This is a genomic window from Parasutterella muris (assembly GCF_943193095.1).
In the GTDB taxonomy this organism is placed as follows: domain Bacteria; phylum Pseudomonadota; class Gammaproteobacteria; order Burkholderiales; family Burkholderiaceae_F; genus Parasutterella; species Parasutterella muris.
In genome coordinates this window covers 15,386-37,527 of record NZ_CALPCV010000021.1, presented here as the reverse complement: position 1 = coordinate 37,527, position 22,142 = coordinate 15,386, and the positions used below count along the sequence as shown (strand labels likewise).

Annotated in this window: 16 protein-coding genes and 5 tRNA genes; 10 read left to right on the top strand and 11 right to left on the bottom strand. The window is 49.1% G+C overall.

Annotation, left to right across the window (positions count from 1 at the left end):
* Nucleotides 1-17: 17 nt before the first annotated feature.
* The gene (locus tag NFR90_RS08400; RefSeq protein WP_251452226.1) at nucleotides 18-1,097 is read right to left on the bottom strand and encodes a DctP family TRAP transporter solute-binding subunit; all 1,080 of its coding nucleotides are present in this window, start codon (nucleotides 1,095-1,097) and stop codon (nucleotides 18-20) included.
* 376 nt (nucleotides 1,098-1,473) lie between these two features.
* On the opposite strand from NFR90_RS08400, the gene NFR90_RS08395 reads away from it, so the two are divergent.
* Entirely contained in the window at nucleotides 1,474-2,031 is a 558-nt protein-coding gene (locus tag NFR90_RS08395) for a phosphoribosyltransferase family protein (protein ID WP_251452224.1), read from the top strand.
* Nucleotides 2,032-2,108: 77 nt separating this feature from the next.
* Nucleotides 2,109-2,798, top strand: coding sequence for a 5'-methylthioadenosine/adenosylhomocysteine nucleosidase (locus NFR90_RS08390; RefSeq protein WP_251452222.1), 690 nt, complete (start codon nucleotides 2,109-2,111; stop codon nucleotides 2,796-2,798).
* 377 nt (nucleotides 2,799-3,175) lie between these two features.
* Here NFR90_RS08390 and NFR90_RS08385 read toward each other — a convergent pair.
* The 4 genes from NFR90_RS08385 to NFR90_RS08370 form a co-directional block, all read right to left on the bottom strand.
* Nucleotides 3,176-3,252 (bottom strand) — tRNA-Gln (locus NFR90_RS08385).
* Between the two features lie 16 nt (nucleotides 3,253-3,268).
* Nucleotides 3,269-3,345 (bottom strand) — tRNA-Gln (locus NFR90_RS08380).
* 21 nt (nucleotides 3,346-3,366) lie between these two features.
* Nucleotides 3,367-3,443: transfer RNA gene (locus tag NFR90_RS08375), tRNA-Gln, on the bottom strand.
* A 399-nt stretch (nucleotides 3,444-3,842) separates the two neighbouring features.
* On the bottom strand, nucleotides 3,843-3,986 hold the full coding sequence (locus NFR90_RS08370; protein ID WP_160336142.1) for a hypothetical protein: 144 nt from the start codon (nucleotides 3,984-3,986) through the stop codon (nucleotides 3,843-3,845).
* A gap of 271 nt (nucleotides 3,987-4,257) precedes the next feature.
* On the opposite strand from NFR90_RS08370, the gene tig reads away from it, so the two are divergent.
* The 5 genes from tig to NFR90_RS08345 all read left to right on the top strand — a co-directional run bounded on the left by tig (nucleotide 4,258) and on the right by NFR90_RS08345 (nucleotide 11,237).
* Nucleotides 4,258-5,619 (top strand): trigger factor, encoded by a 1,362-nt coding sequence (gene tig / locus NFR90_RS08365; protein ID WP_251452220.1) that lies wholly within the window; start codon nucleotides 4,258-4,260, stop codon nucleotides 5,617-5,619.
* 102 nt (nucleotides 5,620-5,721) lie between these two features.
* Entirely contained in the window at nucleotides 5,722-6,366 is a 645-nt protein-coding gene (clpP, locus tag NFR90_RS08360) for an ATP-dependent Clp endopeptidase proteolytic subunit ClpP (RefSeq protein WP_251452218.1), read from the top strand.
* 27 nt (nucleotides 6,367-6,393) lie between these two features.
* Complete coding sequence (clpX, locus tag NFR90_RS08355) at nucleotides 6,394-7,701, top strand: ATP-dependent Clp protease ATP-binding subunit ClpX (RefSeq protein ID WP_160336139.1); 1,308 nt, start codon at nucleotides 6,394-6,396, stop codon at nucleotides 7,699-7,701.
* A gap of 244 nt (nucleotides 7,702-7,945) precedes the next feature.
* The gene (gene lon, locus NFR90_RS08350; RefSeq protein ID WP_251452216.1) at nucleotides 7,946-10,351 is read left to right on the top strand and encodes an endopeptidase La; all 2,406 of its coding nucleotides are present in this window, start codon (nucleotides 7,946-7,948) and stop codon (nucleotides 10,349-10,351) included.
* Nucleotides 10,352-10,727: 376 nt separating this feature from the next.
* Nucleotides 10,728-11,237: a hypothetical protein gene (locus NFR90_RS08345; RefSeq protein WP_251452214.1), complete on the top strand. Its 510-nt coding sequence runs from the start codon at nucleotides 10,728-10,730 to the stop codon at nucleotides 11,235-11,237.
* 159 nt (nucleotides 11,238-11,396) lie between these two features.
* On the opposite strand, the gene NFR90_RS08340 is transcribed toward NFR90_RS08345, so the two are convergent.
* From NFR90_RS08340 to NFR90_RS08320, 5 genes are all read right to left on the bottom strand, one after another.
* Nucleotides 11,397-11,473: transfer RNA gene (locus tag NFR90_RS08340), tRNA-Asp, on the bottom strand.
* A 23-nt stretch (nucleotides 11,474-11,496) separates the two neighbouring features.
* Nucleotides 11,497-11,572 (bottom strand) — tRNA-Val (locus tag NFR90_RS08335).
* Nucleotides 11,573-11,615: 43 nt separating this feature from the next.
* Entirely contained in the window at nucleotides 11,616-11,888 is a 273-nt protein-coding gene (locus NFR90_RS08330; protein WP_160335972.1) for an HU family DNA-binding protein, read from the bottom strand.
* A gap of 180 nt (nucleotides 11,889-12,068) precedes the next feature.
* Nucleotides 12,069-13,295: a YihY family inner membrane protein gene (locus tag NFR90_RS08325; protein ID WP_251452212.1), complete on the bottom strand. Its 1,227-nt coding sequence runs from the start codon at nucleotides 13,293-13,295 to the stop codon at nucleotides 12,069-12,071.
* Between the two features lie 10 nt (nucleotides 13,296-13,305).
* The gene (locus tag NFR90_RS08320; RefSeq protein ID WP_251452210.1) at nucleotides 13,306-14,712 is read right to left on the bottom strand and encodes an L-serine ammonia-lyase; all 1,407 of its coding nucleotides are present in this window, start codon (nucleotides 14,710-14,712) and stop codon (nucleotides 13,306-13,308) included.
* Between the two features lie 275 nt (nucleotides 14,713-14,987).
* Here NFR90_RS08320 and NFR90_RS08315 point away from each other — a divergent pair, with 275 nt between their 5' ends.
* Entirely contained in the window at nucleotides 14,988-16,406 is a 1,419-nt protein-coding gene (locus NFR90_RS08315; protein WP_251452206.1) for a DNA recombination protein RmuC, read from the top strand.
* Between the two features lie 11 nt (nucleotides 16,407-16,417).
* On the opposite strand, the gene NFR90_RS08310 is transcribed toward NFR90_RS08315, so the two are convergent.
* On the bottom strand, nucleotides 16,418-17,251 hold the full coding sequence (locus tag NFR90_RS08310; protein WP_160335968.1) for an AraC family transcriptional regulator: 834 nt from the start codon (nucleotides 17,249-17,251) through the stop codon (nucleotides 16,418-16,420).
* Nucleotides 17,252-17,440: 189 nt separating this feature from the next.
* Between NFR90_RS08310 and NFR90_RS08305 the strand changes: the two genes are divergently transcribed.
* A complete protein-coding gene (locus NFR90_RS08305; RefSeq protein ID WP_251452205.1) occupies nucleotides 17,441-18,562 on the top strand; it encodes an efflux RND transporter periplasmic adaptor subunit in 1,122 nt (373 codons plus the stop codon).
* Nucleotides 18,559-21,648 (top strand): efflux RND transporter permease subunit, encoded by a 3,090-nt coding sequence (locus NFR90_RS08300; protein WP_251452202.1) that lies wholly within the window; start codon nucleotides 18,559-18,561, stop codon nucleotides 21,646-21,648. Before NFR90_RS08305 ends, NFR90_RS08300 begins: the two co-directional genes overlap by 4 nt.
* Nucleotides 21,649-22,142 lie beyond the last annotated feature (494 nt).

Below are 22,142 nucleotides of genomic sequence, written 5' to 3'. Positions count from 1 at the left end.
TAAATCAGAGTTCGGGCTTACTGAGCAGACTTCATGTCTTCTTCAGCGGCCTTGACCAGATCCGGACCGATCTTCTTGGTCCAGTCGTCGCGAACGCTCTTAGTCGCGTCGTAGAACTCTTTAACCATTGCCGGGGTGTACTCGGTAACAGTCATACCGTTCTTTCTGAGTTCGCCCTTCGGATCGGTAACGGCCGGTTCTTTGCCGATCTTCTTCAGGTATTCCAGAGCGGAGCCGTCATCGTTGCCGAGGCGGGACAGCGCTTTGCCGTAAAGTTCAGCGTTGACGGCGCAGCTGAGGATCAGCTCTTTGTCTTCGGGCGTAAATTCGTCCCAAACCTTCTTATTGGCGGTAAAGAAGAGCGGGTCGATCATGTAATGCCAGTCGGTAGAGTACTTGTGCCACTGCCAGACTTTTGTCGGGACGTTAATGCCGTTGGTCGGGTTTTCCTGTCCGTCAACAATACCTTGCTGGAAGCCGGTTACAGCTTCAGACCAGTTAATGGCCTGCGGATTGGCGCCAAGCTTGGTGAAGATGTCGATAAAGATCGGAGTGCCGCAGACACGAAGCTTCATGCCTTTCATATCTTCGGGTTTTTCGATCGGGCCCTTGGATGTTGTAAGTTCGCGGAAACCGTTTTCAGACCAGCCGATGAATTTAACACCGGTTTTTTCGATAGCCTGTTCGAGCATCTTGCCGGATTTGCCTTTTTCAATCGCGTCGAGCGCTTTGTAGCGGTTGGGGTTGTTGGCGATAAAGAAGGGCAGAGCGGTCAGGTTGAGCTCTTTAATCTGCGGAGACCAGTTAATTGTGGAAGCAAGCGCAAAGTCAATAGCGCCGCGGCGAACGAGCAGAAGTTCGGAGGTCTGTTTGCCGGCCATCAGCTGAGCGCCGAAGTAGGGCTTAATGTTGATGCGGCCGTTGGATTTCTTGCGAACGCAGTCGGCGAAGAAAGTAGCCGTCTGGCCCCAGCCGGAAGAAGCGCCGGGAACAACGCTGAGCTTGTATTCGGATTTATACGCGGCAGAGGCGGCAGAGGCAAACAAGCCGACGGCGGCCAGCGCGAGAGCGGCTTTACAAAGAAGTTTAACCTTCACGGTGATTGCTCCATTAGAAATTAAGGTGATTATTATTAAAAAGGCCATAACGACCGTTACCCGCATTGTACGGGAAGAGATTCACGGCTTATGGCCCTCGAATTACGACATCGAAGTTGTGATCAGGAGCGGATGTTCTTTGTGAGAACCTTTCCGTCCCCATGAGCCTTATTGTATAACTGTTCGGGAGAAATTCCGTTTTTTTGCGAATAAAAATCAGGAAGAGGAGCTCACAGTCAATTCAACTGCTTGAGATGTCGGTATTATTCCGTAGTGCAAATTTTCTCTTCATTGTGCCTGAGATTAGGCGCAAAGAAGAAAAAACAGACTTAATTGAAGTAGGATTTAAAAAAAGAGTTTCAACTCGGAGTTATAGATGGATTACGAGATCGAAGTAGCGGGTTTAAAACGTTCACTTAAACTTTGTCCGATTAGTCAGGACATCAATATTGCCGCCTTCATTATTATCGGAGATCAGGAGCTCACAGTAAAAAGCGCTGAGGCACTTCTGAAAATCGCGCCGGAATATGATTATCTGCTTTCTGCGGAAGCCAAAGGCATTCCTTTGATTCACGAAATGGCACGCCAGCACGGCGACAAAGAGTACATGGTGGCCCGCAAGGGAATTAAACTCTACATGGATAATCCCATCAGCGTTTCGGTGAAATCAATCACTACCGAAAAAGATCAGAAGCTTTATCTGGACGGAGAGCAGATTGCACGCATGAAAGGCAAACGTGTTCTGATTGTCGACGATGTGATTTCAACAGGCCGCTCATTGGAAGCGCTTGAGGAACTGGCTTCACTTGCGGGCGCTCAGGTCGTCGGAAAGATGGCGATTCTTGCCGAAGGCGACGCGGTCGGCAGAGATGACATTATCTATCTTCAGAAACTTCCGCTCTTTGACGCAAAGGGCAGCCCGCTGCCGTTCTGATTTAAGCGCGGACTACAGACATCATCCGGCTTTCTTCGTTCTCGGCGGGAAAGCCTTTCTCTTTTTAGGATTCAGAAGTGATCGGCATTATCGGAGCAATGCGCGTCGAAATTGAAGCGCTGAAAAACAGTTTGGAAGGAGCGGAAACCATCACGATTTCCGGTATTGATTATTACCGCGGCATGCTCGACGGCCAAAAAGTTGTGGCAGCGGTCAGCGGCGTCGGTAAGGTTTTTGCCGCTGTCTGCGCACAGACCATGATTCTGCGTTTTGGTGTGGAAGCCATTATTAATACCGGGGTGGCAGGCGGTATCGGCAAAGACATTTCTCTCGGAGATTTTGTGATCGCTTCAAAGCTCTGTCAGCATGACATGGACACTTCAGGTGTCGGTGATCCGAAGGGCCTGGTCTCGGGCATCAATAAGGTCTACTTTGAGACAGAGCCGAGATATCGGGAGGCGGCTCTCAAAGCGGCAGAAAAGCTCGGGTTTAGAGCGCAGATCGGCACGATTGCCTCCGGAGACCAGTTCGTCTGCGATGCTGAGCGTAAGCATTGGATACGTGATTTCTTTGACGCAGCGGCAGTTGAGATGGAAGGGGCCGCGATTGCGCAGGTTTGCTTCATCAATGAGATTCCGTTTGTGGTTATTCGCGCGATTTCCGATGACGCGTCGGGACACGCGCCGGCGTCTTATGACTCGTTTGTGAAAGAGGCTGCAGCAAAGTCTATTCAGCTGACGCGCGCGGCGATAGCCGAACTCGTCTGATAACTAAAATTCGGCTGTATCGCTCTTCTATTAATTGAATAAGAAGCTGCGGGTAACGAACTGAAGGTTAGAAAACGGGTCAGCGGCTGCCGTCAGCCGCAGCCTGCGGAACAATAGACCGGACGGATGCTCAGGAAATCGGAGTTAAAAGCAAATATAGATACAAAAGGGCAGTTTAAGAAGGTACAGGAAAGATTGACTGTGCCTTTCGATTTTGCGGCGGCCTTGCAATAAGGGGAGACCGTCCCGGCGAATGCTGCGAAATTTTGAAATTCACGGACCGCTAAAAAAGAAGAGAAGCCGCATGTCTTCTGCACAGCGCAAAAATCCTGCAAAAGTACAGAAAGTTTGAATAGGTAATGGGTATTTAAGATGAGTGGCAGGGGAGGAAGGATTCGAACCCTCGAATGCCGGAATCAGAATCCGGTGCCTTAACCAGCTTGGCGACTCCCCTACAATCTTGAATTGAGTGGCAGGGGAAGAAGGATTCGAACCCTCGAATGCCGGAATCAGAATCCGGTGCCTTAACCAGCTTGGCGATTCCCCTACAAACAAGATGTATGACAGCTGGCAGGGGAGGAAGGATTCGAACCCTCGAATGCCGGAATCAGAATCCGGTGCCTTAACCAGCTTGGCGACTCCCCTGCTGTCAGAATGCGAAATTATACACAAAAATCAGAAAAAAGCCAGAGGCTCAAAAAAGTGCCGTTCATCTTAGGCCTGAGCCGCGACTCATGAGTGCTGAATGCTTGATGCGGTTTTTATGGAATAGGCTGAGACTTCTTCGATTGAAGGAAAACATCAGAAATCTTTTTAAGGACTCGGCCTTTGGAAATGACAGATACGAAAAGCGAAGGAGGGATTAATGAAGCAGGATGGGAGGGCTTGGCTCTTTGAACGATCAAACTGAAAGGGGCCGCCTATATCGATGTAGATCTGCGGTGCCGACAAACCAAAAGGCCCGAATTAAACGGGCCCTTTAGTGCAGGTGAATCAACTTCAATTGGAGCAATTGGTCTAGGCTGCTCCGCACCTATCCCAATATCAAATAAGGTACGCAGCTATTTGAGCCAGAACAAAAGCGGCAAGCGTCAGCGTCATGCCGAATACGCAGCATTTACGCATCTGTTTTTCCTGTTCAGCTCTTAACTCAAGAACGCGGACCTGTGCATTTCTTCTATTACTCATCAGAACCTCCACGCGTTAAATTTCTTTAGGCTCATTATATCTGAATACGGGAAAGTAAGTAAGGTAAAACCCTAATAAAATCTATCAAAACGTCCATTTTGGGTGAGTGATACAGGTATTTAGTTGCAAATAAGAATCATTAGCATAAGAAATTGTTAAAGATTGCAGAAATTCCTTGATTGCGTGATGTTTATCGTTATAATCGCCGAATCGAAAAATTCATTAAATCAAGAAGTTTTCCGTGATCCCACGGTTCTAGAAAGGAAAAATAATGGCTGAAGAAACCAAAGTTGAAGACAAGACAGTTGAAGCTGCTGAAGCTGCCGCTGAAGTTAAAGAAGAAGTAAAACCGAATCCTCTCGAACGTAAAGTCGAGATCCTCCTTGACCGCAAGGAAGTTGAGAAACAGGTTGCCAAGGGTCTTCGCGAACGCGGCAAAAAAGCCCGCTTCCACGGTTTCCGTCCGGGTAAAGCACCGGCAGCTATGGTTGCCGCCGCTTACGGCCGTGAAGTCGAATACGACGTTATCAACAAACTCGCTATTGATGAATACATCAAGAAGATCGAAGAAGGCAAGTATCGCGTTTCCGGTATGCCTGACATCGCTCCGACAGAAGGCGCTCCCGCTGACGCTGACAAGATTTCCTTCACAGCGACTTTCGAGGTTTTCCCGGAAGTTACAGTTCCTGATGTCAAGGATGTTGAAGTCACCAAGTACGAATGCGAACTGACCGACGACAACGTCAATAAGACAATCGACGTTATGCGCAAGCAGAGAGCAACTTACAATCCGACTGAAAAAGCCGCTGCCGATACCGACGAAGTCACAGTCGACTTCAAGGGCACACTCGACGGTGAAGCTTTTGCCGGCGGTACAGCTTCCGACTACAAGTTCATTCTTGGCGCCGGCCGTATGCTTGCTGAATTCGAAAACGGAATCCGCGGCATGAAACCCGGTGAAACAAAGACTTTCCCGGTCACATTCCCGGAAAACTATCCTTCTAAGGAACTTGCCGGCAAGACCGTTGAATTCGAAGCTACTCTGAAGGCTGTCGGCGAAGAAGTTCTTCCCGCTCTTGACGACGAATTCGCTAAGTCTCTTCAGATCGAATCTTTCGAAAAGATGAAGAACGACGTTAAAGATAATCTGCAGCGCGAAGTTGAAGCCCGTCTTCAGGCTCGTACAAAGCAGAGCGCCATGTCCGCTCTTCTCTCTGTTTCCGACTTCCCGCTGCCGCACGCTGCTGTCGAAGAACAGAGACAGGCTCTGATTCACGACGCCGTCGAAAAGATGAAGCTTCAGGGTATCAAGCTTCAGCCGCAGGATATTCCTGCTTCTGCAATGCTCCAGGAAGCGACTCAGAGAGTTCGTCTCGGCCTTGAAATCAGCACTCTGGTTGAAAAAGAAAACCTTCAGGGAACTGACGAACAGGTCAAGGCTCTGGCTGAAAACATTGCTAAGAGCTACGAAGACCCGAAGGAAGTTGTTGATTGGTATATCAACAATCCTCAGCACAAAGCTGAGCTTGCCGCAGTCGCAACAGAAAGCAATGTTGTTGACTGGGTTCTGAAGAACGCCAAAGTTAAGAATGAGAAGATCCCGTTCGAAAACCTGATGGCTGACAGAGCTTAATCAAACCAATACATTACCGCTGTTTAGATCAGGGGTAAAAATATAGGCAGATCGGCAAGGCGGATGAACCTTGCCGTTTGCTTTTATAAAGCGGGGAATTTTATGGATAAAAATACGAAACACGCCGCCTCTTTCAATTCCGGATTGGTGCCGATGGTGCTAGAACAGAGCGGAAGGGGAGAAAGATCTTTTGATATCTACTCACGTCTGCTGCGCGACCGTGTCATCTTTTTGGTCGGCCCTGTCACAGATCAGAGCGCAAATTTGGTTGTGGCTCAGCTCCTTTTCCTCGAGAGTGAGGATCCGGATAAAGATATTTCGCTCTATATTGATTCTCCGGGAGGAAGTGTGTACGCGGGTTTGTCGATTTATGACACCATGCAGTTTATTAAGCCTGATGTCTCTACGATCTGTCTGGGCATGGCTGCTTCCATGGGCGCCTTCCTGCTCGCAGCGGGCGCTAAAGGCAAACGCTATGCGCTGCCGAACTCCAGAATTATGATTCATCAGCCGAGCGGAGGTACACAAGGCACCGCGGCCGATATCGAAATTCAGGCAAAAGAAATTCTGGAACTGCGTACACGCCTTAACAGAATTCTTTCCGAGCATACCGGTCAGTCGATTGAGCGTATCTCGGTGGATACCGAACGCGACAATTTCATGAGCAGCGCTCAGGCCTGCGAATACGGAATTATCGACGGTGTCTTTAACAAACGCGGGGAAGAGCCGCAGAAGAAGTTCAAATAACTGACGAATTCGTAGAAAGCAAATCGAATGAAAAGCAACAAAGACGATCCTGTGTGCTCCTTCTGCGGAGCACACCGGGGACAATATTCGGAAATCTATAAATCGCAGATCAGCGACGAGTACATTTGCAGAGAGTGTACGGAAGAGCTTGCGAAATACTCCGGCGTGATCGAAGAAGCGCTGAAGAGAAACGGAGTCCAAGCGGGCGGCTCCGATTCGGCTCCGAGAGAGCAGGCAGAGGACGCGGATAACAAGGATCCGATTCTGTATGGAGAGCTTCCGACACCTAAGCAGATCTGCAGAAATCTTGACGAGTACGTCATCGGCCAGGATAAGGCTAAGCGCGTGCTGTCCGTCGCGGTCTACAACCATTACAAACGCCTTCGCAGCCGTTTCCTTGAAAATAAGGACGATTCCGACGTTGAAATCCAGAAGAGCAACATTCTTCTGATCGGACCGACAGGCTCCGGTAAGACGCTGCTTGCGCAGAGCATGGCCAAGATGCTTGACGTGCCGTTCGCGATTGCAGACGCCACCACGCTCACAGAAGCGGGCTACGTCGGCGAAGATGTCGAGAACGTGATCCTGAAGCTTCTTCAGGCCTGTGATATGGATGTGGAAAAAGCTCAGAAGGGCATCATTTACCTTGACGAAATCGATAAGATCGCGCGCAAGAGTGAAAATCCTTCCATTACGCGTGACGTTTCCGGCGAAGGCGTACAGCAGGCGCTTTTGAAACTTGTTGAAGGCACGATCGCTTCTGTTCCGGCTTCCGGCGGAAGAAAGCATCCGAACGGAAAGAATATTCAGATTGACACGTCAAATATTCTCTTTATCTGCGGCGGCGCTTTTGAAGGACTCGATCGTATTATTCGCCGCAGGACCGAAAAGAGCGGTATCGGCTTTGAAGCGGAAGTCAAGAGCAAGGAGGCGGTCAGTGAAGGAGAGGCGCTTCGCGATATTGAAGCGAAGGACTTGGTCCACTTCGGCCTGATTCCCGAACTTGTCGGACGTCTTCCCGTGATTGCAACGCTTGAAGATTTGGATGAAGCCGCTTTAGTGCGTATTCTCACAGAACCTAAGAACGCGGTGATTAAGCAGTACGCCAGACTCTTTGAGATGGAAGATGTCGTGCTTGAAGTCGAACCGGAAGCTCTAAAAGAAGCGGCGGCCATGGCTAAGGAAAGAAAAACCGGCGCGAGAGGCCTTCGCTCAATTGTGGAAAACGCACTGCTTGAAGCAATGTACGAAGTTCCCGACCGAACTGATGTGAAAAAAGTTGTTGTCACCGCAGAAACCATGAGAGACGGCAAAGCAAAATTTATTTGCAGCTAAATCTCTGAGCGGATACATCAAGCAAAGGACGGGCCTAAAAAACCTGTCCTTTTTCACGATCAGCACCTACAGTTTGTAATTAGTAGCAATTCGGGCACCAAATATAGACGTATTCGGCTGAAACTTATTCTCGAATTTGATAGAGTGGACAAGTAATGCGATGCGGAGAGCAGAGGTTGAATTTTTGAGATTCAGCCCCAACTATTAATTTACTTATAAAGAAATTTAGCAGTATAGGATTTTAATGAGAACTAAGATTGTGAATTTACCGGTACTCCCGCTGAGAGATGTTGTACTCTTCCCGGGCATGGTCATCCCGCTGTATGTGGGCAGACCTAAGTCGCTGGATGCTCTGAATAAAGTACTTCGTTCTTCCAAGATTAACGAAGAGATTCTTCTTGTTTCTCAGAAGCAGGCGTCTACAGAGGATCCGGATCCTGAAGATTTAAACGAAATGGGTACGGTCGCTCGTGTGATTCAGTCCTTAAAACTGCCGGACGACACACAGAAAGTACTTGTTGAGGGCTTGTACAGAGCCAAGGTCATCGACTATTCCGTTGACAGCTGCATTTATGCAAATGTTGAAAAAGTGCAGAAAAGTACGCTGAGCGCTCAGAAATTTGAGCCGCTGCGCCGTGCGATTCTCTCAACGTTCACCTCGTATCAGAGAAACAATAAGCGTATTAGCTCTGAACAGCTCGACAAGATTTCAGCGATTGATAATGCGTCGGAGTTTGCTGATTCGATCGCCCAGGCCCTGGTCATTCCGCCCGAGCGCAAACAATTGCTGCTCAACGAGAGCGGTGTCGGCGAACGGCTCGAGCTTCTTCTTTCCATTTTGGAAGAGGAAGTGGATATTCAGCAGACAGAAAAGCGTATTCGCGGCCGAGTAAAGCGCTCTATGGAAAAGAGCCAGCGCGACTACTACCTGAATGAACAGGTTAAGGCGATTCAGAAAGAACTCGGAGAAACAGACGAAGAGTTCGAAGAGTACGAACGCAAGATCAAAGAGGCGAAGATGAGCCATGAAGGCCAGGAAAAAGCTCTGGCCGAACTCAAAAAGCTTCGCATGATGGGGCAGAACAGCGCGGAATCCAATGTGATCCGCAACTATTTGGATACGCTGATTGAACTGCCGTGGAGCAAGAAGACACGCATCAACGGCAACATGGTTAAGGCCGAAGAGGTCCTTGAAGAGGATCACTACGGGCTTGAGAAGGTCAAGGAAAGAATTATTGAATACTTGGCTGTTCAGACTCGTGTGAAAAACGTCAAGTCTCCGATTCTCTGCCTTGTCGGACCTCCCGGAGTCGGTAAGACTTCGCTCGGACAGTCCATTGCCCGAGCCACAGGCAGAAAGTTTGTACGCCTTGCATTAGGCGGCGTCCGCGACGAAAGCGAAATCCGTGGTCACAGACGGACTTATGTGGGATCGATGCCGGGGCGCATTCTGCAGTGCCTTGCCAAGATTAAAGTCAATAATCCGCTCTTTTTGCTTGACGAAGTCGACAAGATGGGCATGGATTATCGCGGAGATCCTGCGGCTGCGCTGCTTGAGGTTTTGGACCCTGAACAGAACAACACGTTCCAGGATCATTACGTGGAAGTGGATTTCGACCTTTCTCACGTAATGTTCATCGCGACGAGCAACTCGATGAACATTCCGGCTCCGCTGCTTGACCGTATGGAAGTGATTAATCTGTCCGGCTACACGGAAGACGAGAAACGCAATATCGCAGAGCGTCACCTGATCCCGAAGCAGATGAAACTGAACGGCGTGAAGGAAAACGAGCTTCGCATCGAAGAGTCCGCGATCATCGATATCGTCCGCTACTACACGAGAGAAGCCGGCGTGCGCGGCCTTGAGCGTGAAATCAATAAGATTTGCCGCAAGGTTGTTCGCGACTTCCTGATGAAAAAAGCGAAGTCTCTTCAGGTTGTGAATTCTGAGAATCTTGAGAAGTATCTCGGTGTACGCCGCTACACATTCGGCGTGACGCACAAGCAGAACCTTGTGGGACAGGTCACGGGGCTTGCCTGGACAGAGGTGGGCGGCGATCTACTGACCATTGAAGTCGCGACCATGCCGGGTAAGGGCAATATCACGCGTACGGGTTCGCTTGGCGACGTGATGAAGGAGTCCGTAGAGGCGGCGAGAACCGTTCTGCGTTCGAGAGCGACTCAGCTTGGCATCAGCTACAAGCAGGTTTCCGAGACGGACATTCACGTGCACTTCCCGGAAGGTGCGGTGCCTAAGGACGGTCCGAGCGCCGGTTCCGCGATCACGCTTGGTCTGGTATCCGCGATGACCGGCATTCCGGTTCGCGCTGATGTCGCGATGACAGGCGAGATCACGCTGCGCGGCGATGTTCTTCCGATCGGCGGCCTGAAAGAGAAGCTTCTGGCTGCACTTCGCGGCGGCATCAAAGAAGTGCTGATTCCGGAGGAGAATGTGAAGGACCTTGAGGAAGTTCCTGCCAACGTCAAAGAAGGTCTGGTGATCAGACCGGTTAAGACGATTGATGAGGTTCTGAGTTTCGGTCTTGAGCATTTGCCTCAGCCGCTTCCGGCGACAATTTCAACGGATCTTTCGGCTCACGACCTGAAAGTTCCGGAGCAGACTGTTCAGCCGGCCGCAGCAAGAAACTAAAGCTGAAGTAATCAAAGATGTCCCCGAGGACGAAAGCCTTTGGGGACATTTCTTTAGGTTTTTACGGTATCGAAGATCAGGCAGGCCCACTGAGAATCGATCATAATAATTTCGAAAAGACGGCTTCTTTGATTTGAAGTCAATGAAGCGCAAAGCGGATCTTTGCGATCATTCATGAAAAAAATATGTTTATTTCAAGATGATATTCGGCCGCTGCTTCTGAGGATTTTCGGCATCCGGAAAAGAATGAGCGGCAGAAGTCTTCGGAAGTCATTTTTTGACACTTTAAGGACTTTAATTTACTGCGGAGTCGGAAATTCTATCAGTAAACTCAGCAGTATTGAGCATCACTTTAAACTTGATTTTGGAAATGGATATGACGCAGAAAAACAGAATCGATCCCAAAGACCATGATGTACTTTCGGATGCAGAATTGCTCTTTTTCTGTCCTTACGACGAATATATTGACGCATTTGACGAAGGGACGCTGGACAAGTCTGCGTTAAAGTCGCTGCTTATGATTGCTTATTCGTTCGCATTTCTTTGCGAGGAAATTTATAAGAACAACACGGATGAAATTGAAAAGTTCACTCAGTTAAAGCATTCGGAAGAGCCCTTTATTGAAGTGCTTTTCGGGCTGTCCGTTGAGGCTGTTCAAAATTTAGTTGCGCTTTACGGTTTAAGAGGAGAGGTCCGTTTTATTCCGGCACTCTGCGACGCTGAAACTTCCGTTAAAGACAAACTTCTGTGCATCAGAGCGTTTCTGACTGAAGCATCAAAGGCAGTGGAACTCCAAAGACATAATCATAGTTTCAGAAAGATTGCGGGCGTTTCCGTGAGCAAAGCTTTTTCTGCCGGTATGACTGTAACCGACACAGTGCAGTAATCCAGCGGCATCACAGGGCCCTCTTGGAATGCGGATGAAGTTCCGTGCCTGAGAGTAGGGGGCGAAACAAACCTAGATTTCTCCGGCGGCGCCCCGCCGAATTTCTTCTCGCGCGGAAATGAAAAAAGCCTGAGACGCAAATCTCAGGCTTCAGAATCTTGGCGGAGTGGACGGGACTCGAACCCGCGACCCTCGGCGTGACAGGCCGATATTCTAACCAACTGAACTACCACTCCAATCAGTTGTTAACGAGAAACTGTGGTGGGTGCTGAGAGTCTCGAACTCCCGACCTACGCCTTGTAAGGGCGCCGCTCTACCAACTGAGCTAAGCACCCAGCTCTCGTTTGGAGAACTTGGTTCTCCTCAACAACAGAATGACTATTCTACACTATCTTTTAAGTTTTTGCCAGCGGCAAACTTAGGAATTTTGCGCGCAGGGATATCAATTGTTTCATTTGTTTTCAGGTTGCGTCCTTTACGGGCTGCTCTTTCAACTACCGAGAAGGTGCCGAAACCCAACAAACGAACTTCGTCTCCTTTTTTCAAAGTTCTCTCAATGTTTGCTAAAACAGAATCAACAGCTCTCGCAGCTGCCGGTCTGGTGATGTCGCATTCGATTGCGACAGCTTCAATAAGTTCAGCTTTATTCATTAATGCCCTCCTAAAATAAAGGGGTAAAAACTCTACAAGTGGGATGATAGCAGGGATTAAACTGCAAGTTTTCAATTTTTTGTGTATTTATAATCAGTGTTATCCATTAATGCGTAGAACGCGCAAAATGGCTATAAAAATACCGTGTCGAGATACAGCCCTTGTGACACAAGAGATGCATTAATTCAGTACTTCGATCATCGGTGTTTGAAGCCATTGGTCCTTTAAACCCGCATTGAGCCATTGCGCGATCGGAGAGCCTTCTTTCAGCAGTGAATTGCTTAAATCCACAGAAAATTCTTCAAACGCTTCTTCCAGTGTTTTGCTGTGCGCGTCCGCAAGCAGCGCCCATGAGCAGCCGGAGTCTGTGCCGATCTGTACAACATAATTCGTAGAGATAAGTCGGGACAGTGTGGCATTGACCGCGTCCGGATAGCTTCCGATCGCTTCCGCAAGTTCGATACTGCTCATCTGAGGACGGTTATCCTGCTTGGCTTTCATAAGGATGCGAAGGAGTGCTACAGCAGACAGCAGCTGATTGCCGGGTTTGTCAAAGTCCTTAAAGCGGGTGGCTCTCAGCATGGGCAGAATCGCGGTAATCGCGGCTCCGGCAAGCACAAACATCCAGTTGATGTACATCCAGGTCAGAAGGACCGGTATCGCCGCAAATGCCCCGTATATCGTCGTGTAGGAGCCCTTCATGACATAAATCCCGAAGGCCCAGCGAAATACGGTAAAGACCAAAGCGATGATGAGGCCGCCCACTAAGGCGTCTTTCCACTGTACTTTGCAGTTAGGGACGTATTTGTAGAACATCGCCAGAATCACTGCCTGGAAAAGAAGCTGAAAGATGGGAATCAGCCAGGAGGCAACAGAAGACAGATGCCCGGTCATCGCCATGCCGGTCAGATAGGAAGAAGTGGCAAGGCTGACGCCGATCGCGATCGGGCCGAGACTTAAAAGAGCCCAATAGATCAGTACACGCTGCCAAACGCTTCGAAGTTTTCTGACCTCAAACGTAGAGTTAAGTGCCGCATCAATGGTTGAGATACATAAAAGCGCAGACACCGCCAAACCGATAATACCGAAGGCGGTAAGGCCCGCCGCCTGGCTCGCAAACTGTTTGATATAGCCGAGAATCTGTGTGCTGTACTGCTCAGGCAGTAGCGTGGAGAACATGAAGTTCTCGAACGCCTCACGGTAGGGCGCAAACAAAGGAAACGCGGAAAAAGCCGCCATGATGACGGCAAGCGCAGGCACGATTGACAGAAGTGTCGTCAGAGTCAGAGAAGATGCGACTTGCTTCAGACTGGCTTTGTCGATTCTCGTAAAAACAAAGCTGCCGAATGTCCATAGTTTTTCGCACCACGGACGAGAGGCAATAATCGCGGGCATCTTCTGACTCATATCTATTTCCTTAGCATTCAACCACGCAGACGGCGAGTCCGCCGAGGCTGGTTTCCTTATATTTGTTTGCCATGTCTTTACCGGTCTGCATCATGGTCTTGATGACCTGATCGAGACTGATGTAGTGCGAGCCGTCTCCCATCATGGCAAGGCGTACGGAATTAACCGCTTTAACTGCGGCGACAGCGTTTCTCTCAATACAGGGGATTTGGACCTGACCGCTGACCGGATCACAGGTCAGCCCTAAATGATGTTCCATGCCGATCTCAGCCGCATTCTCGATTTGTTCGTTTGTCGCGCCCAATGCGGCAGCTAAACCGGCAGCCGCCATGGAGCAGGCGACACCCACTTCTCCCTGGCATCCGACCTCGGCTCCGGAAATCGAGGCGTTTTTCTTATAGAGCGAGCCAATCGCGCCTGCGACTAAGAGAAAGCGGTGTCTTCCTTCCTTGTCCGCGCCGGTAATGAAGTGGCTGTAATAATTGAGAACTGCCGGGATGACGCCTGCGGCTCCGTTGGTCGGAGCAGTGACCACTCGGCCTCCGGAAGCGTTTTCTTCGCTGACTGCAAGCGCATAGGCATTGATCCAGTCAATAATCTGAAGCGGATCCTCTGTCACGCGGAGCGGACTTGAAATCAGTTTCTCATAAAGCGCGTTGGCGCGGTGTTTGACTTTAAGCGGACCCGGAAGACAGCCCTTGCGGTTTAGGCCGCGGTCAATGCACGAGCGCATCACGTTCCAGATCAAGTCCAGCGTGTCGTCAATCACTTCCGAACTTCTTGAAGCTTCTTCATTGGCTCGAATGAGCTCATCAAGCCGCAGGTTGTTTTTTCTGCACAGCTCCATCAGTTCGTCTGCGGTCTGGTATGGATAAGGAATTTTTTCAGGCGTCAGATTTTTAGAGGAAGGGAAGACCGCGCCTGAATTCTCTTTAAGTTTGGCTTCTTCTTCAGTTTCAATGAATCCTCCGCCGACGGAATAATACTTTTGAGAGAGCAGCTCATTGCCGTCGCTGCCGTAGGCGCTGATGACCATTGTATTGGTATGGTACGGGTCGAGCTCGTTCGGCTCAAAGGACATATCAGTGCTGATATCGAACTGAATAGGGCGAGTGTCGTCAAGAATCAGCCGATGCGTATTTCTAATATTGTCCATCCACGTCGGAATCATATCCGTGTCAACGGTGGAAGGAGACTTGCCCATGAGACCTAAAAGAACCGCCTGATCTGTCGCGTGACCGACGCCGGTTGCGGCAAGCGAACCCATGAGACGGATTTTGACGTGTTCCACTGAAGCAAAAAGTTTGTTTTCGCGGAGCATGCGGATAAAGCTGCGTCCGGCACGCATCGGTCCTACGGTATGAGAGGAAGAAGGACCGATACCAATGCGGTACATGTCAAAAACGGAAATATGCATATTTGTCCTTTTATATATGTAAATATTTGCACGCTCTGAAGCTGATCGGAATTTCACGAGCCTAATTCGGTGATGCAGAGTTTAATGATCCGCTGAGGCCGAGCACTTATATTCAGCCGCTGAATCGATTCGCAGAGCAATAATAATCAGGCGGAGTTTTTTCCGCTATTGCGAATCATACTGAAATAGCGCTTCTTATTAGAGTTTGCTGAGTCAGTACGACAAAAGTGGAATAAATGAAGTCACTCTATAATCAAATTTTTTCCTGCGATTAAATGAACGGCTTCACTTCTGCGGCGGCTTCACTCTCTTTGGATTCCGGTACGCTGTTTTTACTTTGTCTTTGTCTTGCGACAGCGCTGCTAATCTGTGTTGTTTGTCTGATTTACGCGTTCACGCGCCTTCCGAGAGACTCTGAGCGTATCGCGGAGAAATCGCGAGCCGCCTGGCGGGAGGATATCAGTCTGGCCGCCGAACAAATCAGGACTGTGACGCTTTCCCAAATGGACGCAAAGCTGCTGAATATTCAGCTGAACCTTGAGCGGGCTATGCAGAGTCAGGCCAAGGGAGATCGTGAAGAAGCGTCTTCCGCGCTGAAGGCGATGCAGGATACGATTGCGACATCGCTCGCAAACAACGATAAAAGAATTCAGAACTTTGCCAATGAGCAGAATCGCCGAGTCGAGGCGCTGACAAGTTCGCTGAGCACGTCAATCGCTGAACTCAAGCACAGGGTTGATGAGGATCTCAAAAACATCAGTAAAGAGAATGAAACCAAGCTTGAGAAGATTCGAGAGACCGTGGAAGAAAAGCTTCAGAGCGCTTTAACAAGTCGGGTCAGCGAAAGTTTTGCTCAGGTGTCTCAGCAGCTGACGCAGGTTTATAAAGGTCTTGGTGAAATGAAAGAGCTTGCGGCCGACGTGGGCGGTCTCAAGCGTGTTCTTGTCAATGTAAAAAGCCGCGGCATGCTCGGAGAAGTGCAGCTTGAAGCGCTCTTGAGCGAATATTTCACGGCCGATCAGTATGTAAAAAATGCCCATACGCTTGCGGATCAAAAAAGCAAGGTGGTTGAGTTTGCCGTAGTGCTTCCCGGAATCGGCGGCAAGGAGTGCCTTCTTCCGATTGATTCCAAGTTCCCGATTGAAGACTACAAGCGGCTTCAGGATGCGGCGGAAGAGGGTGATTCTGAAAAGTTAAAGAAAGCTAAAGAAGCTATCCGAGGCGGGCTGATTCGCGAAGCGAAGTCCGTTTCAGCCTATATCAATCCTCCGCATACGACGGATTTTGCCATTATGTTTATTCCTTCGGAGGGCCTCTACGCGGAAGCGCTCTCACTCGAAGGTCTGACTGAGAGCCTCTATCGGGATTATCACGTTTATATTATGGGCCCCTCCACCCTCGCAAGCGCTCTGTGCGCTTATCGAGCCGGATTCCAGACTCTGGCCATTGAGAAAAAGAGTTCGGAAATTCGCAGCATTCTTCTTGCGGTTCAGTCCGAATTCGCTAAATTCCAGGGCACGCTCGATAAGCTTAGAACCCAGGCGGAGACGGTTGTTAAAACAGTTGAACAAGTGGAAGTCCGCACGCGGCAAATGAACCGCAAATTGGCGCACGCCTCCCAAAGCGAGGAAGACTCGAATCTGACGCTTGAAGAGGCGCCAAAGCTGGCACGGCTGCCGGATAGTTTGCAGTGACGCAATCATGGTTAGGTTCTGATCGGATTGGCCGGCGTTCTGCCGAAGAACGCCTTGAACTCTCGATTGAACTGACTTTGATTCTCATATCCGACGAGAAGCGCCGCCTTTCGACAGCTGAATTTTTCTTCGGAAATAAGCCGCTGCGCCTCTTTGAGCCGCAGAACTTTCTGAAACTGCTTCGGAGAGATTCCGGTGAAGGCTTTGAAGTGGCGATGGAAAGATGTCGGAGACATGCAGGCCAGTTCGCTTAGTGTCTCAATGTTATGCCGTCGGTCATAATTTTTGCGGATAAAGTCAATAGCTTTCATCACGCGGGCATAAGGCCGTTCAGGCGTGTAGACCTGCCGAAAGAATGAGCCGAGAGAGCCGCTGAGCACTCGGAAATGAATCTCTTCCTCCAGAATCGGGATTAAAAATTTTCGTTCCGTTGGTGAACGCATGGCAATCAGCAGACGTCTAAAAACGTCCAGAAGCTCGTTTGAGGCCTTTTCCGAAACGTCCGAAACCAGTTTGTCCTCGATGTGCGCACCCATTTTTATCAGCATTTCCTGAACTAAATCTTCATTGAGTTCGTAACTGATGCACAGATAAGGGACCTCTTTGGAACCTTCAAGGAAATGGTCGCCGTCGGGCAGTTCAAAACCAGCGGCGAGACAGTCACCGGCACAGTAAAGACTTTGATGAATTCCATCGATTTTTGCGGTTTTGTGCCCCTGAACAACGATGACAACACGAGGACGGTAGTTCTCGATCTCGCAACGTGTCCGACATTCCCTGCGGTGCAGACTGAGTCCGGGAATAACGTCGAAAAAACTGCCTTCGCTCGGAACGCTCTGAAGCATTTCATCTCTTAGTTCTAATAACTTATTTAGACTCATAGAAGTATCTTTGTGTTATTTGCTTACTGAATATTCTAGATGAAAAGAAATTAAATGATCATATAAGGTAGTTTTATGTCATAAAGGTTGGAAGTTTTGTCTCTTCTCGAGAAAAGTGTTTTTCTCCATCATTGCATCAGGAGAAAATCTTTTATGACAATGAATAAAAAATTGATGTGCACACTGTTGGCAGCTGCCGCGTTAAGTACGCTTTCAGGCTGTCGAAGCAGTGACTCAAGTCCGAGGGGAGAACCTCAGCCTACCGCGGTTCGAATGATGAAGCCTCGAGTCGATTCGATTGCTGAACGTATGGAGTTTCCGGCATTTATTCGGGCGTTCCATGAAGTACGGCTTAATGCCCGGGTTGACGGATATTTGAAAAAACGTTCCGTACAGGAAGGCAGCTCGGTACAGCAGGGAGATTTGCTTTTTGAGATCGATCCGAGGCCGTTTGAAGCGCAGGCGGAAGTTCGCCGTGCGGAATTAAGGCAGGCCGCCGCGCAAAGAACCTATGCGGCCGCTAAATATAAAAGAGCGCTCGAACTGGTAAAGGCGAACGCGATTTCCAAAGAAGAGCTTGAAACCCGTCGCTTTGAAATGCAAAACGCGGAAGCCGAGGAAGCACTGGCCAAGGCTCAGCTGGAAACTGCGCTTTTGAATCTGGAATTCACTCAAATTCGCGCGCCAATCAGTGGCAAGCTGGGAGAAATTCTTTTAAAAGAAGGTAATTTAGTGAAGGCGGGGCAGTCTGAACTCACCACTTTAATTGATGATCAGAACGCATATGCGGATTTCAAAATTAACGACAAGGCTTTCCTGAAACTCGTACGAGCCGGCGTGCTTGGAAATGTTCCCCCATTCGCGCCGATCCAAGCGTGGTTTGACGATGGAGAGCGACGGTATCCGGGAGAGTTGTCTTTCACAGATAACGCATTTGATCCGCAAACGCTCACATACACCTTAAAACTGCAGTTGAAGGCGAGCCCGGAACTAGCGGCCAATCGAATCGGTCGGGTAACACTCGAACTTCCGATAAGCAGAGATTTGATGCTGATTCCGGATAAGGCCGTTCAGACGGAACTGACAGATCGGTTTGTCTGGATTTCTTCCCAGGACGGAACAGCCCAAAAGGCAAAAGTTCGTGTAGGGCGCCTTTTTGGTTCAGAGCGAGAAATTTTGGAGGGATTGAAGCCGGAAGACACGGTGGTACTTAGCGCTCAGCAGAAACTGAGAATTGGGACAAAGCTTCGCAGCATCGAGGAAAAAGCGCAATGAGATTTACAGACTTTTTTATTAGAAACCCGATATTTGCCGCGGTTATCTCATTATTTATTGTACTTTTCGGTCTGATTAGCTACATGTCCCTGCCGGTCGCACAGTTTCCGGAGATTGTTCCCCCGTCTGTCGTTGTGACAGCGTCTCTTCCCGGCGCTTCCCCCCAGGCGTTGTCTGACTCCGTTATTGCTCCTCTGGAGCAGTCAATCAACGGAGTGGACGCGATGACTGAGCTGCAAAGCCAAGCGGCGTCAGACGGAACCGTGACGATTACGGTGAATTTTGCGCACGGAACAAATCCCGACCTTGCTCAGGTGCTGGTGCAGAACCGTGTATCGGCTGCTGAGCCGCGTTTGCCTGAGGCGGTCAGAAGAAGCGGTGTTACGGTGCGTAAGCGCTCTAGTGATCAGCTTGCGGCCGTTCATTTGTATTCGACCGATCGGACGCGTGACACGCTGTTTTTAACTAATTACGCGATTTCGCAGATGTCAGACCGATTGGCGAGGCTTTCGGGGGTCTCTGACATTACCGTCTTTGGCAGCCGAGAATACAGTATTCGAATTTGGCTTGACAGCGATCGCCTGATGCAGCTTGGACTTTCTCCTACCGAAGTTGTGCAGCGGGTACAGGAACAAAATCGAAATATTCTGGCGGGCAAGGTTAATGCACCGAAGATGACGGAACAGCCGGGTGCTTTTGAACTGCTGATCCGAGGCGAGGGAAGGTTAAGGGAGCCGCAGGAGTATGACAATATCGTGATCAGAAGAAGCGCAGATGGAAGAACGCTTTATCTGAAGGATATTGCTCGCACGGAGCTCGCTTCTTATAACTATGACGAAGAGTTTTATCGAGACGGAGTTCCTGCTATGGGTCTGGCAATTTTCCAGACGCCCGGAGCGAACGCGATTTCGACAATGAAAGCGATCCGAGCCGAGCTTGAGGAGATCCAAAAGGAGCTGCCAAGCGGTGTGGACTGCTATATGACGATAGACAATACCGAGTTTATTGAGAACTCCATCCGATCTGTCTATCAGACGCTCTTTGAAGCGACTGCTTTAGTGGTTCTGGTGATTCTGCTTTTTCTGCACAACTGGAAAAGCTCACTCATTCCGATTCTATCCATTCCTGTTTCGATTATCGGTACCTTTATCGTCATGAAAGCCTCGGGATTTACGATTAATAATCTAACGCTTTTTGGTTTGATTCTTGCGACCGGCATTGTGGTGGATGACGCGATTGTCGTGGTTGAGGCAATTGAAGCGAAGATTAGGAACGGCATGAGTCCGCTGGAAGCCGGATTTGCTTCAATGAAGGAGCTTAGCAAAGCGCTGGTTGGTATTGCCGCGGTTTTATCCTGCGTATTTATTCCAACGGCGTTTTTAAGCGGTATTACCGGAAGTTTTTACCGGCAGTTCGCACTGACCATTGCGGCTGCGACAATTATTTCAGCTTTTGTGTCTCTGACGTTGTCTCCCGCCCTCAGTGTGCCTCTTCTGTCGGACCGAAAAAAAGAGGGATGGTTTTCGTCAGCGTTTAATCATTTCTTTGGCGTATGTTCGGAGCACTACAGCCAGCTTGTTCGGATGCTTGTGAAGCTTCGCTGGTGGGTGCTTGCAGTTTATGCAGTCTGCATCTGCTTCACTGTGTTTTTGTATACCAATGTTCCTAGTGGTTTCATTCCGAGGCAGGACAATAATTATTTATCCGCGAGCATTCAGCTTGCGGAGGGCATTGCCCTGAATCAGACGGATGAGACGCTTAAGAAAGCTCAGGAAGCGCTCTCAAAGGTCAAAGGTGTTCAGCATTTTATGGTTATTGTCGGGCAAAGCGGAGCGACGCGATCTAAAGCTTCCAATGCCGCACTGATGGTGATAAAGCTTGAACCACAGCCTGAGCGTATTAAAGAGGGGCTTTCGATCGGCGTGATGATGAGTCGGATTCGATCGACCCTAAACGAGGCGATACCGGAGGCAAGCGTTAACGTTTTAGCGCCGCCCGCGGTTATGGGTATCGGGGCCGGCGGTGATTTCCAGTTTTATCTTCAGGATCGAATCGGTTTGGGCGTGAATGAACTTACAGATGCGGCGCAGGAGTTTATTCGAGCATTAGCCGCGTCGCCGGAAATTGAAAGCGCGTTTTCCTCCTTTAGAACGGACACTCCGCAGCTGGAGTTAAAAATCGACCGAGAAAAGGCCGCCATGCTGAGGATTGATTTGGAGGAACTTAGCAACACGATTCAGTATGAATTCGGAAGTGCGTACGTGAACGATTTTAATTTGTTAAATCGAGTATTCCGTGTCGTTGCTCAGTCCGATTCTGAGTTTCGTTCTCTGGAAACGGATCTAGATCGTGTTTGGATTAAAAATGAGCTCGGCAGAATGGTTCCCCTGAGTTCAGTGGTTTCGATCGAACGAACATCCGGGCCTCAGGTCATTGCGCGCTATAACATGTACCCCTCGGTATTTGTTCTAGGCAATATTTCTGATGGAGTCAGCAGTACTGAAGCGACCTCTGTGATTGAAAAGATGGCCGCCGAGACGCTTCCGGAAGGGATTAGTCTGCTGTGGACCTCAATGATTAAAGAGCAGAAGCAGGAGGACAACACAAATTTATATATTTTTGGTCTGTGTCTTTTATGTGTGTTTCTTTCCTTGGCCGCGTTGTATGAAAGTCTGAGGCTGCCCCTGATTATTATTTTGATTGTTCCTCAGGTTCTGCTGTTCGGGCTTATCGGACTTGAGCTTAGAGGTCTGGGCAACAGTCTGATGGCGCAGATCGGATTTGTGGTGCTTATCGGATTAGCCTGTAAGAATTCTATTTTGATTGTTGAGATGGCCAAGCAGTTTCAGCAGGAAGGATTGAGCCGGTATGACGCGATTGTTCGAGCCAGTGCCGTTCGTTTACGAGCCATTTTGATGACATCGTTTGCGTTTATTCTCGGCGTAGTACCTCTGGCGTTTTCGAGCGGCTACGGATCGGAGCTGCGTCAGGCGGTTGGCACGACGGTGTTTGCCGGGATGCTGGGCGTGACTTTTATCGGCTTGGTTTTTACACCGGTTTTTTACGCGCTGATCGCTAAAAAATGAAGTTAAGCAGACAGAGAGCGGCCGGCTTATTTCAGCGAAAGGTCTTACGTGGTAAAGTGAAAAATCCTATTGAGCACACATTGAACTGAGGATTTGACTTCTGAGCAGGCAAATTGATATCCGCCAAGCTCCCTAAAATTGTTGGCGCTTTAAAGCAGTTATGAGGCCGATAATGAAGGGAGCTTCAAATTTTTTGCTCCAGCTTAGGGGTAGAAGCCGGTTATTGAAGACCTGAACATATCTGCACATATTTTCCATTTTCAGAGAGAATGTGTATGTTAAGCAACAAGTTAGTGACTGGGTTTTTAGCTTGTCGTACAACAGTTGAGTGTTTTCCCTGGCTTTGCTTGAGATATACGTTGAAAAAAATATAATGTAGGCGATTATTTCAACAAACAATGGTGGTTAAAATGTCTACCCCCCCCCATATCTCTGGGATCAGAATCTGATTTAAACAATCGTAATTTCTCTAAAGAAATTATCGCTAGTATTTC